The 13,260-nt window shown below is 47.7% G+C and carries 25 protein-coding genes; 3 read left to right on the forward strand and 22 right to left on the reverse strand.

The window, feature by feature from the left end; all coding sequences use genetic code 11:
- From RRF55_RS14780 to RRF55_RS14845, 14 genes are all read right to left on the reverse strand, one after another.
- Nucleotides 1-502 (reverse strand): terminase large subunit domain-containing protein (locus RRF55_RS14780; RefSeq protein ID WP_439419138.1); only part of this gene is annotated, 502 nt, incomplete at its 3' end.
- Complete coding sequence (locus RRF55_RS14785) at nt 456-920, reverse strand: phage terminase small subunit P27 family (protein WP_064150498.1); 465 nt, start codon at nt 918-920, stop codon at nt 456-458. The genes RRF55_RS14785 and RRF55_RS14780, both read right to left, overlap by 47 nt.
- Before the next feature lie 182 nt (nt 921-1,102).
- Entirely contained in the window at nt 1,103-1,444 is a 342-nt protein-coding gene (locus RRF55_RS14790) for an HNH endonuclease (RefSeq protein WP_040241924.1), read from the reverse strand.
- A 9-nt stretch (nt 1,445-1,453) separates the two neighbouring features.
- Nucleotides 1,454-1,690 (reverse strand): hypothetical protein, encoded by a 237-nt coding sequence (locus RRF55_RS14795; RefSeq protein ID WP_072071540.1) that lies wholly within the window; start codon nt 1,688-1,690, stop codon nt 1,454-1,456.
- Nucleotides 1,691-1,749: 59 nt separating this feature from the next.
- Nucleotides 1,750-1,959 carry a hypothetical protein gene (locus tag RRF55_RS14800; protein ID WP_072071541.1) on the reverse strand — a complete coding sequence of 70 codons (210 nt, stop codon included), beginning with the start codon at nt 1,957-1,959 and terminating at the stop codon, nt 1,750-1,752.
- 96 nt (nt 1,960-2,055) lie between these two features.
- Nucleotides 2,056-2,301, reverse strand: coding sequence for a DUF2560 family protein (locus tag RRF55_RS14805; RefSeq protein WP_048326411.1), 246 nt, complete (start codon nt 2,299-2,301; stop codon nt 2,056-2,058).
- Between the two features lie 115 nt (nt 2,302-2,416).
- Complete coding sequence (locus RRF55_RS14810) at nt 2,417-2,710, reverse strand: hypothetical protein (RefSeq protein ID WP_049026358.1); 294 nt, start codon at nt 2,708-2,710, stop codon at nt 2,417-2,419.
- Between the two features lie 93 nt (nt 2,711-2,803).
- On the reverse strand, nt 2,804-3,193 hold the full coding sequence (locus RRF55_RS14815; protein WP_048325000.1) for a hypothetical protein: 390 nt from the start codon (nt 3,191-3,193) through the stop codon (nt 2,804-2,806).
- Nucleotides 3,194-3,277: 84 nt separating this feature from the next.
- A complete protein-coding gene (locus RRF55_RS14820; RefSeq protein ID WP_031592522.1) occupies nt 3,278-3,766 on the reverse strand; it encodes a hypothetical protein in 489 nt (162 codons plus the stop codon).
- A gap of 70 nt (nt 3,767-3,836) precedes the next feature.
- On the reverse strand, nt 3,837-4,034 hold the full coding sequence (locus RRF55_RS14825; RefSeq protein WP_072071542.1) for a hypothetical protein: 198 nt from the start codon (nt 4,032-4,034) through the stop codon (nt 3,837-3,839).
- On the reverse strand, nt 3,985-4,260 hold the full coding sequence (locus RRF55_RS14830; RefSeq protein ID WP_048325006.1) for a hypothetical protein: 276 nt from the start codon (nt 4,258-4,260) through the stop codon (nt 3,985-3,987). The genes RRF55_RS14825 and RRF55_RS14830 overlap by 50 nt, the downstream gene beginning before the upstream one ends.
- Nucleotides 4,257-4,604 carry a hypothetical protein gene (locus RRF55_RS14835; protein ID WP_039104046.1) on the reverse strand — a complete coding sequence of 116 codons (348 nt, stop codon included), beginning with the start codon at nt 4,602-4,604 and terminating at the stop codon, nt 4,257-4,259. Before RRF55_RS14835 ends, RRF55_RS14830 begins: the two co-directional genes overlap by 4 nt.
- Nucleotides 4,601-5,140 (reverse strand): glycoside hydrolase family 108 protein, encoded by a 540-nt coding sequence (locus RRF55_RS14840; protein ID WP_032695797.1) that lies wholly within the window; start codon nt 5,138-5,140, stop codon nt 4,601-4,603. The genes RRF55_RS14835 and RRF55_RS14840 overlap by 4 nt, the downstream gene beginning before the upstream one ends.
- Nucleotides 5,137-5,436, reverse strand: coding sequence for a phage holin family protein (locus RRF55_RS14845; protein WP_024176410.1), 300 nt, complete (start codon nt 5,434-5,436; stop codon nt 5,137-5,139). Before RRF55_RS14845 ends, RRF55_RS14840 begins: the two co-directional genes overlap by 4 nt.
- A gap of 831 nt (nt 5,437-6,267) precedes the next feature.
- Between RRF55_RS14845 and RRF55_RS14850 the strand changes: the two genes are divergently transcribed.
- Genes RRF55_RS14850 through RRF55_RS14860 form a run of 3 tightly spaced genes read left to right on the forward strand, consistent with a single transcriptional unit; the run spans nt 6,268 to nt 8,603 of the window.
- Nucleotides 6,268-6,981: a hypothetical protein gene (locus RRF55_RS14850; protein ID WP_039104049.1), complete on the forward strand. Its 714-nt coding sequence runs from the start codon at nt 6,268-6,270 to the stop codon at nt 6,979-6,981.
- Nucleotides 6,978-7,550, forward strand: a complete 573-nt coding sequence (locus RRF55_RS14855) for a hypothetical protein (protein ID WP_128205800.1) — start codon at nt 6,978-6,980, stop codon at nt 7,548-7,550. Before RRF55_RS14850 ends, RRF55_RS14855 begins: the two co-directional genes overlap by 4 nt.
- A 3-nt stretch (nt 7,551-7,553) precedes the next feature.
- Entirely contained in the window at nt 7,554-8,603 is a 1,050-nt protein-coding gene (locus RRF55_RS14860) for an MBL fold metallo-hydrolase (RefSeq protein ID WP_071983260.1), read from the forward strand.
- A 42-nt stretch (nt 8,604-8,645) separates the two neighbouring features.
- Here the strand turns inward: RRF55_RS14860 and RRF55_RS14865 are convergent, their stop codons facing one another.
- The 8 genes from RRF55_RS14865 to RRF55_RS14900 all read right to left on the reverse strand — a co-directional run bounded on the left by RRF55_RS14865 (nt 8,646) and on the right by RRF55_RS14900 (nt 13,251).
- Nucleotides 8,646-8,987, reverse strand: coding sequence for an antiterminator Q family protein (locus tag RRF55_RS14865; protein WP_039104051.1), 342 nt, complete (start codon nt 8,985-8,987; stop codon nt 8,646-8,648).
- Nucleotides 8,988-9,005: 18 nt separating this feature from the next.
- Nucleotides 9,006-9,986: a DUF968 domain-containing protein gene (locus tag RRF55_RS14870; protein WP_039104053.1), complete on the reverse strand. Its 981-nt coding sequence runs from the start codon at nt 9,984-9,986 to the stop codon at nt 9,006-9,008.
- Nucleotides 9,987-9,998: 12 nt separating this feature from the next.
- Nucleotides 9,999-10,376, reverse strand: coding sequence for a RusA family crossover junction endodeoxyribonuclease (locus RRF55_RS14875; RefSeq protein ID WP_000779146.1), 378 nt, complete (start codon nt 10,374-10,376; stop codon nt 9,999-10,001).
- A 9-nt stretch (nt 10,377-10,385) separates the two neighbouring features.
- Complete coding sequence (locus RRF55_RS14880) at nt 10,386-11,195, reverse strand: DNA adenine methylase (protein ID WP_439419139.1); 810 nt, start codon at nt 11,193-11,195, stop codon at nt 10,386-10,388.
- Nucleotides 11,192-12,106: a conserved phage C-terminal domain-containing protein gene (locus tag RRF55_RS14885; protein ID WP_039104057.1), complete on the reverse strand. Its 915-nt coding sequence runs from the start codon at nt 12,104-12,106 to the stop codon at nt 11,192-11,194. Before RRF55_RS14885 ends, RRF55_RS14880 begins: the two co-directional genes overlap by 4 nt.
- Nucleotides 12,063-12,275 (reverse strand): DUF4222 domain-containing protein, encoded by a 213-nt coding sequence (locus tag RRF55_RS14890; protein WP_439419140.1) that lies wholly within the window; start codon nt 12,273-12,275, stop codon nt 12,063-12,065. The genes RRF55_RS14885 and RRF55_RS14890 overlap by 44 nt, the downstream gene beginning before the upstream one ends.
- A 237-nt stretch (nt 12,276-12,512) precedes the next feature.
- Nucleotides 12,513-12,974 (reverse strand): YmfL family putative regulatory protein, encoded by a 462-nt coding sequence (locus RRF55_RS14895; RefSeq protein ID WP_000230161.1) that lies wholly within the window; start codon nt 12,972-12,974, stop codon nt 12,513-12,515.
- Between the two features lie 34 nt (nt 12,975-13,008).
- Nucleotides 13,009-13,251: a helix-turn-helix transcriptional regulator gene (locus tag RRF55_RS14900; RefSeq protein ID WP_001191665.1), complete on the reverse strand. Its 243-nt coding sequence runs from the start codon at nt 13,249-13,251 to the stop codon at nt 13,009-13,011.
- Nucleotides 13,252-13,260 lie beyond the last annotated feature (9 nt).

The following is a 13,260-nucleotide window of genomic DNA, read 5'->3' on the forward strand; positions in this document are numbered from 1 at the left end:
GATCCACCATCGCGACAGCATCACGAAAAAGGATCATGGCCTGGTCTTTTTTCGTCGCCGCTGCGTAGACTTCTGCGCGAGGTTCTTTATCGGCAACCAGACAGTAAAGAGCAATGCCCGCTGCAAGTGGGGATTTGCCAGAGCCTTTGCCTGACTCGACGTAAGCCATGCGGTACCGGCGATAGTCGTCTGAGTTTTTCCAGCCGAAGATCGAACCTACAATAAAGCACTGCCACGGCAGCAGGTTAAAGGGTTTGCCCTCATGCTCACCGCCGTTGAGCTTCAGTACTTTTGCAAAAAAGTCGATGGCACGCTGCGCCGCTGCAACATCCCATACCAACCCGCGAGCATGGCAGGATTCCAAATCTTTGAGATGTCGCTTACAGGCATTCCTGATGTCAGGCCCGGCGATTTCTTTGCCGGAGTCTACATCCCGCGCGTATTGCGTGGCGGGATCAACCGAAGAACTGGTTGAGCGGGTCTTCTTCTTTTTCTCCACCATCCACTTTCACCTTCGTTCTGGCGGCCGGAGTCAGACCGAATTCAACCAGGTAACTTTTGAAACGGCGATCAGCATCGGCCAGCATGGCTACAGCCGGGTTAGCCTTAATCAAAAACCCGCCCTCTGTCTTCACGGTGTAAGTTCTCCCCTCGTCAGCAATAGTCAGGCGAAGCTGTAGAATGTCGGCGTAAATATCGCAGAGTCGTTCGAGCGCCAGCGTATCGGCAATGGTTAAAATGCCCATGCCATCCAGCAGCACGGTCAGCTTCCCCCACGCCACCTTTCCCCAGTCAGTGAGGTGCTCTGGAGGGCTTGGTATTTCTCGCGCTGGCGATGGTTCTTTGTCGTTAAGTTTGCGTTTGCCCGGGTTGCCGGTAACCACTTTGAGGTGGGTCGGTTTCGGGCGTCGTCCTGCCATCGGAACCTCCCGGAAAAAAACTTTTCATTTCGCGGTTGTGCACAAAAAGGACTGGCGGCGGTCATTTGGGTTCGAGGTTCTGAACTTTTGACCCACCCCTCCCCCTCAGATGAGAATCGATATCATTTGAATGCTAATGATTTCAAATGACAATCAATTTTGAGATATATTGATAATGGTTATCACTTAAACCAATGAGAAGCCGGGTCCAGTGGCATCCCGTTTTCATCGCAGCCGATCACGGTGCCACGCTTCTCCATTCGCTGCTTCGTTGAGTCGTGGTGCTGCTTACACAGCCCTTGCCAGTTCTTCCGGCTCCAGAAAAGCTTTTGCGCCTTCGCTATTGCCTGGCTGTCACCAGAGCGCAGAGCCTCTTTCAGTTTGTGCGGGATGATGTGGTCAACCACCGTTGCCGCTGTCACCCTGCCTTGCTCCTGGCACATGACGCATAAGGGATGCGCACGAATGAAGATAAGACGCTCACGGTCCCATTTGCTGCCGTAGATGCGGGGCTCTTTGTTCATGCTCTGGTCCTATTGCTTGGATGGGCGTACGATCCTCACCTGACCGAACAGAGTCTCGCGCTTAACCTCGCCGTTCTCGGCAGTGATATGACCACGACTATCAAGCACAGCGGCAATCACTTCGCCTTTATCATCATCAGCCGAGAAGGCGTGCTTAACCTCATTACCATCAAGATATACTGTAATGCGTTCACGGCCCGGTACTATGTGTTCACCGGGATCATCGTCAAGTACGGTCAGGCGCATATTGCCTCCATTAAAAAAGCCACCCAGGGGTGGCCTCGAATGATTCAACTACAGTTATACTATTTCAATGCAGCCTGAATAGAATCCGCTAATCCATTTATCTCTTGTGCGACATGTTTAAGATCCCACAATGCTTTTGAATTATTGCTATCTGAAGTGTTGGCAGATACTGATGCTTTCGCAATTTCAAGTGCAGCTTGTACAGCAATCAAGCGTTTTTTTTGATCGTCAGTTTTAACGGCGCCAGACCAGTAGTAGTTTTCTAACATTACAGCCTCCTTTTGCTATGGAGGTTACAGATTACTCTTCGGATTTATCCGGAGAAAGCATTATCGAGCCACCTCTTAAAGTGACTCTGTAATACCTTAACTCGCCAGCCCTGCGCTGGTATCAAACAGCGCTAGCGCTTCGGTCGACTCCTGAACAGCTTTGATGGTCCGCGCTACAACTTCTGATTCAGTTGTCACGCGGCTGTACTGCTGGATGAACAGCTGATATTTGAGCTGGCTGTCCTGAACGAACTCAATAGCCTTAGCAGCAGCTGCTGTATCGTAGTTCAGGGTTGAAAGCAGGTTCAGGCGAATCTGTTCTGCTGGAGTGATGTCTGCCATGTCTGTCTTACCTCTATGCGATGTGGGAAGCATTACCGAAACCACTCTGCGAAATGGCTCCTGTAAGGTCATTAAAAAAGCCACCCGCGGGTGGCTATATTACATTCGTATGAATTTAATTGACGGGCCGAGGCTTATGCTTCCTGATTTCTGCCTCAATGTCCCATGTCGTGATATCTTCATTGGTTGCGATGAAGAAATGAGCCCCGTCATCTCTTATGTGCTCAATGACTGTGTGCGGTTCTACACTACGAATGGTTAATTCAGCTGGCTGATCGCGTGCATAGAATCTTGCCAATGGCTGATGACTGCTTGGCACTTCTAGAACCTGCGTGTGCGGCCCTGTATATACAATGCCATGATGCTCTCCACCAATGACTAAGTAGTCATAGATTTTTTCTTCTGACATAGTTACCCCCACAAAATTTGAGATATAACTATCGCATAGTTTTTGAGCATTAGCATTATCGAAGCCACTCGGCAGAATGGCTCCTGTAATGCCTTACTTAACTGTTTCGATGGTCGCGCCGTGGCTGTTGGTGATGTAAATCTGATCGCCCTTGTAAAGGAACTGGTAGCCAACACCACCAAGCTCAGGAATGTCCGGGAAAGCTGGTGAAGGAATACCTGAACAAATAATGGCAATGCAATCAGCCCGGTTTGCTCCAGTACGCTCGACCGTTAGTTGATGCTCATCGCCAACTGGTTTCGTCATATCTTGGTCCTCATAGGACATCGGGATATGCTCAATGATGTCAGGCGCCATAACATCCAGTTCATCAGCAAGAGCAAAAGCCTGACGCCATTGCTCAGAGCCAGGGCGAGCAACGGTGATTTCTTTTGCCTCATACAATGAGGTGGCGTTGTTAATAATCTGCTTAACGGTAAACATTTTCTTCTCCTGCTTCTGGTAATAAAAAGCCCCGCTATTGCGAGGCATCGTATTTACTTGTATTTGATATTTATTGCCAACGAATCAACCTGGTAATCCGTCGATGTAGCTAAATATAAAACTGGCATCCATCATATTACTTTGATTAAAGCGGCTTCTTTTTATTGCCTCAAACCCTTCCTGCTTACTAGGCCAATTATTGCAACAATCATTCATATTGTTGTTTTTTTCAAACCACAGTTTTTTGAAACTGAACTCTTCAGCAACCTTTTCAAAAGCAACAACTGTTTTCTTCTGAGTTCGTGTAGCAGTGATGATCACGTTGCATCCCATCTCAGCTAACTCTTTGGTAGATTTTTCAACCTGAGAGCCCAAATCCCCCAAAGTGGATATCCCAATCTTAAGTCCATCACGCTCAAATACAGCTATAAGATCCTTTTCTCCACCAGGGTGGGGTTTTGCTGCCATAAAGGATGCATAGCGATCACTTTGCTCAAACAGTTTTATCAGAAATATTAGCGTTTCACTTTTTCCCCTGTTGCTGGAACCGAATACACCCATCATTAAGTTCATCTTGCAGCACTCCTTACTGTGTCGTCTTCCCTGATATAATGCTCATGCTGTGTTGATGCAACAGTTTTTATTAGTTATTAGTAGCCTTGTCGGTTTGTTGCGGGCAGTTCACCAGCACTGATTTGTTGTGCGCCAGAATGTCGCGCTTGGTCTGCATATCCAGCACGTCAATATCGTGGTCGGTCAGGTAGATAATGCGAACCCAGTTGCACGCCGTATCAACGACTACCGGGGCGGGTAAACTTTTTGCGCAGCTCCCGATCAACACTGTCATCAGGCATATGGCTAACAGTCTGCTGTACATCGCTGGCCCCTTTCATTACTTCCGCCTTACGTTCTGCCACGGCGACGGTGGCGGCGGCGTTCTCTTCGGTACGCTGCTGATCGGCTTTGGCTTCCGCCTTACTGGTCCCACGAGCATGACCAATGCCGAACGCGCCAGCGATAGCGCCCAGGATGACGACCACCAGCCCAGCAATAATTTCGAAGCTCATTGCTGCGGCTCCTTCAGTTCGTCGGCCTTTTCTTTCAATGCTGGCTGACGTACGTATTGCGATAGCACAGCCAGCACCACCAGCGCAGGGCTAATCAACGCAACGATGTTTGGCGGCAGGATATTTTTGATATCCGGCGGCAGCATCGCCCAGGCGTGCAGCGCAGCATCCGGGAATGACTGCGCCCATACACCAACCAGCGCGCCGATAGCTCCCAGCTTTACAGACCACGTTTTCAGCAGCAAGCTGGCATGCCCTACGAACTCCAGCCGGGTATATTTGCGCAGAAGTAACAGAACGAGCACAGCCACCAGCACAAGCAAAGCGAAAATGATCATCTTCACAGGACACGCTCCTTAACCCAGCCGTAGAGAAAATCCTCGTTGGCTTCGCGGCCCTCCGCCAGTTCGAGGTATCTGGCACCCTGGCTGCAGTTCAGCGCACGCAACAGAACCTGTTCACCCTCTTTCCCGCGGGCGGAAAGATATCCCTTAAGCGCGGTGATGGTTCGGGGTCCAATCGCACCATCCGGGATAAGGTCGGGATAAAGCTTCCCGCGCATATTCATTGCCGTCAGCCAGCGCTGAAAGAACTTACTGGCGACAGCTGGCCCCATGTTCACGCCAGTGTCGCAAAGCTCATCTGCCAGTAACGTAGATAAACTTGCCACCTGGTCGAACCGGGGGCCGGTCCAGTAATCGCTCAGCAGAATTTGCTTTGCTGTTTCCCTGGGCAGGTTTCGCATATCACCGGTGTAACCATGTGCACGGGCGGTGGTTTGGGTGATGCCCCAGCGGGTTGGCCCGCCTTTATCAGAGGGGTGATCGACATAACCACCCTCTTTGCCGAGGATCCCCTCGATAATCTGGTCTGCTGTCATTGTGCTTTTACTCCGGTGATTCGTTCCCAGAAATACGTGAGCGCTACAGAACCCATAGCGCCACTGATACCGGCAGTGGCCAGTATCATGTAAATACTCAGGCCACCTTCAATGCTGATGAGCCCACCAATGACCCCGGTAAACGCCGAAACCACAATCTGCGCAAAAGCATTTATCCAGCTCCATTTTGCTTTGCCCTGCTTCACATCCATCAGGAATCGGACAAGGCCGCCCCAACCAGCAATGATCAGCAGAGCCAGCCAGGTGATTCCGGCCATGCTCTCTTTGTCTTGCATATGCTTTGCCATAGTTTCACCTCCGGATTAACGGGGTGCTGTGTGAATAAAAGGGGGCAGGCCCATCGGGCTGGTTTAACAACGCTCTGTATCGAAGATGATTCCCGTGGGCCTGAAATGAAAAAGCCCTCGTGTTTGCATGGGCTTTAATTGAGTTATTTGTTAAATTTACAAAAAGACCTTGCTTAACATAAAGATGCATGCAATCACTAACGCCACAACCACTAAACCAGGATCTATATCATTGCCACCCATAAATACCCTCACTATTTAGTTAAACCTAGTGAGATCATCCCATAGTCAATTTCTCGATTTCCCAAGTTAAGGCACTTTTTTTTCATAAAAAACCAAAAAATGCGCTACGTAAAAGTAACTTTTAAGTGCCTGCATACCAGAGAGGTGCTCTGCCTGCTGAGCTATATCTGCAATCTGATTCAAGACCCTCGCGCATGGGCTTTAACGTGTCATGCAGCACGTCTCTACTCAAGTTCCCTTACCGGATTGCAGAAACGACAAAGCCCCGGCGAGTACCGAGGCTTTTTGCTTTTGTTTGCAATACGACGATGTGACAGGGGGACTGATGCAATGCATCTCGCGAATACCCATGTCGTATCGCCGAAAGCAAAAACCCCGCCGGTAGGCAGGGTTCCGATGATTAAGCTGTGTGTCGAAGTGACTACTCTTAACAGGTTACGATAGTTTTTGCGTACGCACGAGCATTTTGCTACATTTTACAAATATCTAAGTTTGACTTGCTCATCTCCGGTGCCTAAGCGTCGTGCGGTAGCTATGTCAAAATTTTGCCTTAAATAAGAACATTGGACGTAAAAAATGCATTATAAGCTTGAAAATCAATCGATTAATTTGGTGTGGATTGCTCCGCTCAGTCCTGATCTCTTCACACCAAACTGGTTCAAGCAATTCGATCTTTTGCGTGATGAGGATGTTGAGGCAGCAAAGGTCACTCTTCATAACGACAAACTATTAGTAGACTTTGGATGGTTAGAGCTAAGAGCAGAACCAAATAGATTAACGTTAAAACTCGCAAACGTTGGTCTTGAGCAAAGTTATATAGATTTGATCATCTCGATTTTCTCTCTTCTTAATACAATCCCTACCGCCGCGATTGGATTAAACACTAATTTCTTATATAGTTTTGTAGAAAGAGAAAAGTGGGATAAAATTGGTAATGAATTAGTTCCTAAATTATTATGGTCAGAAGAAAACAAATCACTAATCCTTCAAGATGAAGTTAAATATCACTTTGGAATGAAGCGCTTAGATATAGAAATTGCCAATTCAAATAAAAAAGAAAATAATGTATACGATGAAGTAATCAATTTAACACTTCTACCAAAACTTAACTTCGAAAAAATCCCATTCGGATTGGTCGTGAATTTCAATCATAATCTAAGAAGCACAATAGAGCCTGATAGTGTCGAGTTGACAAAGTTATTACCGGAAGTAATTAAAAGTCAATTCAGGAATGCTTCAGATAATGACATATTAACTATTGAATCAATATTTAATAGGATTCTCTCATGAGCTTAAGTTCCTTAACACTTAGTGAAACAAAATTTATCGACAGTGATTTAGAACCACCAAAAAGCCTTTCAATATCTTTTAATAATCATAAAGAATCTGAACGTCAAGATGATATCAATTATAATCTAACAAATGCTATATTTTGTGTCTCAACACCCAGCATTGATTATTCTTCATCTATATCTGATATCATTTCAACAGCCCCAACCTCAGAAAATGATGGTTTAACTTTAAAAAGCCGATTCGAAAAAGCAAAAATTAAAGCAAACTCCTTTTTAAGTTCTAAAACAGTCACTCTTAAAAAGCATTTAGATGCTTATGGAGTTATTGATACAATTGTTCAAGATGACAAAGATAATGGAATAAAAATATCCGCACGAATCTACAATATAGTAGATCACGAATTCGTTGATGAAATTATTTTCCTTAGTAAAGAATTCAGTGAAAGCGATCAAAGAAAACTGGTTGAAAATGCTATTTTTTATTGGCATGTAGGTGTGGAAAAAAATATTTTCGGCCGTGAAAAACATGTATCCGAGTTCAGACTGCGAAGAGTAGCAAAAAGATAAGAAATGAATGAATCAGTAGTTTTTGGACGAGGACAAGGTGAGTCAGTATTAGTTCAACTTACTGAAAAACAGTGGATGATAGTTGACTCCTGTACCAATGATAATAAAGAACCTGCGGCATTGGCATACCTGCAAAATTTAGGATTGGACCCTAATGAACATGTAAAAATTATAGTGATTAGTCATTTCCATAATGACCATATCAAAGGCTTAAGTAAAATAATTGAGGCCTGCCCTAAAGCAGATATTTGCATTAGTTCAGCTTTAAACACAAAAGAATTTGAAGCATATATCAAAGCTATTTCAGATCCAGATGCTGAATTTGCACAAATCTCTGAATTTAATAAAATAATGCGCCATTTCAACGACTTAAAAACCCAAGGGAGATTGAAATTTGCTATAGCCGATCGCTTTATTTTCAAAAATGATAATATATCAGTTGTATCATTATCTCCATGTGACAATGATATTACAGAGTCAAATTTAAATTTTGCCAACCTCATAAAGGTCAAAAACAACACAAATAGTTCAGAAAAATCGGCTGCTCTCATTAATCCAAATCACTATAGCGTGGTACTAAGAATCTTTGATGAAACATCAAAACATGAGATGTTGTTAGGCTCAGATCTTGAAGTTCGTACCAATGGTGGGTGGGATGCAGTATGTTCTTGCGCTTTAAGCCCAAAACCTAATAAAGTCAATGTATTCAAAATCCCTCATCACGGTTCTGTTACTGGATACCATGAGGATACTTGGAATAAACTTATCAATAACGCTCCAGAGTGCTTATTGACAACTTATAATTCTGTGTTACCTGCTGAAGACATGATGAAGAAATATGGTTCAAAGGCAAAGGGGCTGTACTGTGCATCTACACCTTCAAATTATAAAAAACCTGATAATTTAAAGAATATTTTAAGAAGTTTGGAGAGAAGTAATTCATCTGCTGTTTTTCAAAGAAAAAATAGTAGATATGGATATATTACTGTAAAAGGATATTTATCCGACTCCCCTGTAATTAATATTCACGGTGATGCAGTTAAGATTGCATAATCAAAGGCATGAGGTCCCTGTCCTCATGCCTCTAATAATCGATCATCTGGAAAGAATCATTCCTTCAATAAATGCCGTCGCTGCTTTCAACTCTTGCCTTACTTTCCCCTCAGAATACCTCCTTTTCCTAGCGATCGTTCTCAAAGAGATACCAATCACAAAGTGAGCCACAATCAATTCATACTCCTCAGGTTTATACTTTCTTAACCGAGCCACACACCCATCAATCATAATTCCTTGATCATCATCACATTGTATACGTGATTTCTTGCCATGTGGTAGCAGTCCCTTAAATCCAGCTGCAATTGGTTGCCAGTCAACTCCGTTACCGTCAGCAGCAGCCCACGCGCCCCAACGGTCTAATACTTCATACATGTCACGCATTAACTCATCTCCACTGAATTAAGCCAGTACGCCGATTGCCAGCGAACGATCCAGAAATCGAAACAGCAGCTCCAGCTGTGAGCCGTGCTTCTCCTCAAATGCCACGGTGTCAGCGTGCAACTCGTCGTGATGCGCTCTGCAAAGCGGCAACACAAACAGGTCATGCGCTTTTGTTCCTATTCCACCTTGTCCGTGGCCTATCAGGTGATGGGGATCATCTGCTTGTTTGTTACAGCAGACACACGGCTGAGACTTAACCCAGCGCGTCCAGCTCTCGTTGACCCAGCGGCGGCGCTTTGGTCGCAGCATGAATGATTCCGGCGTTTCAGGATCTACGCGAAGACCGAGAATCTTTTTCTGCACCACTTCGCTCGCCGCTGGCTCCGGCACAATATCGCTCTCCTTCATCACCGGCTGATGCTGTATTTCCGGCAATCTCAAGGCTTTCCGGGCCAGCGATTCAGGGATGACGTGCGCCAAATTGTTTATCACCAGCCACCAGCACAACTCCGGGATCGTCAGTTGATGGTCTTCGTTGAACCCCAGTTGTGAGCGGATGACCGTTATCAGCCAGGATACCAGGTTTTCACGCGCAATGCCTGCCAGCGTCTCTGTGTACTGATCACGCACCAGGTTATCGCAGGCCCAGCAAAGGCGGATGCTGCCAGGCTCATGCCGGAACAGCGTAAAATTTTCGCTGTGCCACGAACCGTGCGGGTACTGGCATTCAAAACGACGCTCCAGCTCGGCCTCCAGCGAGCTGATACCACCCGCGCGCAGAATGACATCTTTGTTTTCGAATACTGGCTTCAAAACCGGGTCTTCTGCCAGTGGCTGCGTGGCGGGAGGGATGACGCCGGTTGCGTAGTCACTGTATTTTTCCGGTGCAGGCTCAATCAGTACTCGCCCTCTCCTGAACATCGGCATGAGATCAGCACCTGGGCGAAGAAGAACAACGCCCATGCGTGGGGCAATCTCAGGGGTTAGTAGTGCTCTCATATCATCTCCACGTCAGGCAGCTGCACGAAAACGACGGATGGTGATTTCTACTTTCCCTTTCTTCACGATGTTCCCCCACTCCACCAGCATGCGCTTAACCTGACTGTCATCCTCCCAGACGCCGGTTAGGGTCAGGGCATCGAACAGCGCTTTGTTGTAGTTATCAATATCCCGACGGCGCTGATCCGGCGGATACAACACAATGTGAACCTCAGCCAGATCAGAGGATGGCCGGGGAACGGCTCGTAGTTGCTCAATAATCGCCGCTCTCGCTGCCTGCTGGAACTTGCGCCCTGTCTCGCTTACCAGATGCCTGCCTTTCAGCGGTCCCTTGCTCGGGGCGCGCCAGTAACTATTTACGCTCGGTGGAAATGGTAAAGTCAGTTTCATTTAGCCCCCTTAAAGGATCGCTACAACGTCTTTTGCGGCTTCCCGCGTACTGCTTTTGCAGGAGATCGAACGGCGCGCATTGATGAATTGCAGGTTAAAACCATGCTCCCGGTACAGGTCGAGAACCTTCGGTGCAGATGAGTTAGAAATCACTACCCGAGCCCCACGGTGAAAGGCTGATACGCATTGCTTCGCCAGGTCTACCTGGTTCTCCCAGCTAAAACCACCAGCGGCGTAGGCGGTGAATCCGGTTGTTCCCGGCATCGGTTCGTAAGGCGGATCGCAGTAAATTACATCCCCTTTCCCGGCCAGGCTGATTGTCCGGCGATAGTCAGCGGTCATGAATACGCAGTTATGCGCCATAGCCGCGAAGGCTTTCATCTCATCCATCGGGTAATACGGGGCCTTGTAGCCTCCCCAGCCCACATTGAACTTGTTCGCCTGGTTGTAGCGCATCAGGCCATTGAAGCAATGCCGGTTGAGATACAGGAATGCAGCTGCGCGTTCAGTAGCATCCAGCGTCTGTGCGTTGAACTCGGAACGGATCAGCTCATAGCCATCTGGTGACCGCATGTGCTCGAACATCCAGCGGGCCTTCAATTCCACTTCATCCGGCACCACCGCTAACATCTGATACAGATTAATCAGGTCCGGATTAACGTCCGCCAGCAGGTAATCTGCGTGCTTATCGCTGTTCAGGAATACCGACCCACCACCAACGAATGGCTCTATCAGGCGTTTCCCTGCCGGGATATGCACGAACAGGTCAGCCAGCTGGGTATACTTTCCACCAGCCCATTTCAAAAATGGCTTACTCATGAGCGGAACCCCGCTGGCACTGAATAATCCACGTCGGAATAACTGGACTTGAACGCCGTGTCTTGTTTAACCCACTTTCCGCCAGTCCAGGCTGGGCGCCCGGCTGCTTCCCATTTTTTGGCCTTGTCGAAATACTCGACGCAGTTCTCGGGAGCAAACAGCGTTTTGGGCCGCAGGTAGTCGCTCATCTTCGGATCCTGAGCCCATTTCGCGTTCAGGTAGTCAACCACCAGCATCAGGTCTTCAGGGCTGTAATCTTCGGCCAGGCGTCCCCGGATATAACCCAACGTCGTTTTGGTTCGTCCCCCCTTGCCATAGGTCGAGTTGGTTACCCGATTGAAATGATCCAGAACGAGATCTGCCGGATCGGTCTGGTCTGGTTGCAGCGCAACCGGACAAGAGTCTTTATCTGTAATCTCTGTAGTACTCTCTGTTGTATTCTCTGTAAGATCATCGTGCCAATTTGACCTGATGACAGCGGTTCGTTTTGACCTGATGGAGCGTTTCACAATGACCTCTTCCATCGTGTCATTTTGACCTGATGGAACGGCGCATTTTGACTTCTTCGATTTGGTCACTTTGACCTCATCTAAAAGCTCGCTCTCGTAGTTGATCGTGTAGTAGTTCGTCATGTCGCGCTGGGACTTGTTCAGCTGCTCAACTTTAAGCACGCCCAGGCTCTTCAGCCGGGTGAATGTGCGCTTCAGAGTGGATTCAGACCAGAACGGGAATTGCTCCAGCCATTGCTCTGTTGTGTTGTAGATCCAGCGAACGCCGTCACGCTCCAGCCCTGAATTAGTCTCCTGCAGCCAGTAGTTAAGCTGCTGCAGCGCAATGGCTTCATTCAGGCCGATGCTATACGCAAGGTCAGGATTGATGACTATCGGCCTTGATGGCATTAACAGGCTCATAAGACCCCTCTATTTGCCTGAATTTTCGTCTGAACTGCTCGAGGGGGCTGAAACACTCGTGCTTATACCCTTCGCGCAGGTATATAACGCGCTGTGTCTGGGGCTCCCAGCGTATGACCCTGACCGGGACGCCGTAGTGATCTCTGAACCATCGGTTGAGCTCTCGCATACTTTCTCCGCCTGGCCGTTAAAGTCCCCTACCACCCACTGAGCAAACTGGTAGCAGACAGGTTCGAATCCGCCTGGTACTCTTACCCCATACACGAACTGCACCGGCCCTGCTCCACCAGGAACCGGACGCGCCACAAGTTGCGACCTGCGGTACTGTGTTGATAAACTGTTCATGCGTTAGTAATCTCCACTGATAACGACACGCCACGACGCCAGGAGCTGCAACTCGCTGGCGTCACTTCTTTTTGCGTGCAAACAACGTGATAATTGCCGCGATCTCTTCTTCACGCGCAGCCAGGTGGCGGCGGTGATGAACCATGATTTCTTCGGCCTCGTGCCTTTCAATAACGCCATCTTCAAGTGCCTGTTCGATAATCTGATCAACCTGCCCCCTGGCGGCAGAGGTACGCATTGCCCGGCTAAACAAGTCCACGCGGTCCAGTTCTTCCAGATGCGGAACATCCACCAGCAGAGCACCACGGCGGCGAGCGAAGTAATCAGCCAGTAACGACGTATTGGAAATGTCCTCCATCGCTTCCAGCTCGCTGACTTCGAAGAAACGACAGCCGTTTTTCTCGTAAAGGTTGTTGTTAAACTGCGTCACCGTCATTCCCAGTGCGCCAGCCATTGCTTCGCGCCCACCTGGATATGCTTTGCACATCGCTTTGACGGCTTCTTTGAGGTTTGGCTCTACCATGTTGATTTTCCTTTTGTAGTTATCGAATAACCGTTTAAGCAGTACGATTATTTGCACTTGGTACGTCATCTGTCTGATAGCGACTTGGGTACAAAATGTGTAATTCGCTTATTTCTCCTCTAAAGAACTTGGCTAATCTCTCCGCCAGTTCGACAGATGGGACTTGCTCGCATCTTTCAATGCGGCTCAACGTTGCAGGATCTACCTGTACCCCGGTTGCAACGTGCAATAAGGTCATGCCATGCGATTTTCGCAATTTTCTTAATGGTGATTGCATAACGCCTCC

This window comes from Klebsiella sp. K47 (assembly GCF_051858335.1).
GTDB classification, from domain to species: domain Bacteria; phylum Pseudomonadota; class Gammaproteobacteria; order Enterobacterales; family Enterobacteriaceae; genus Klebsiella; species Klebsiella pneumoniae.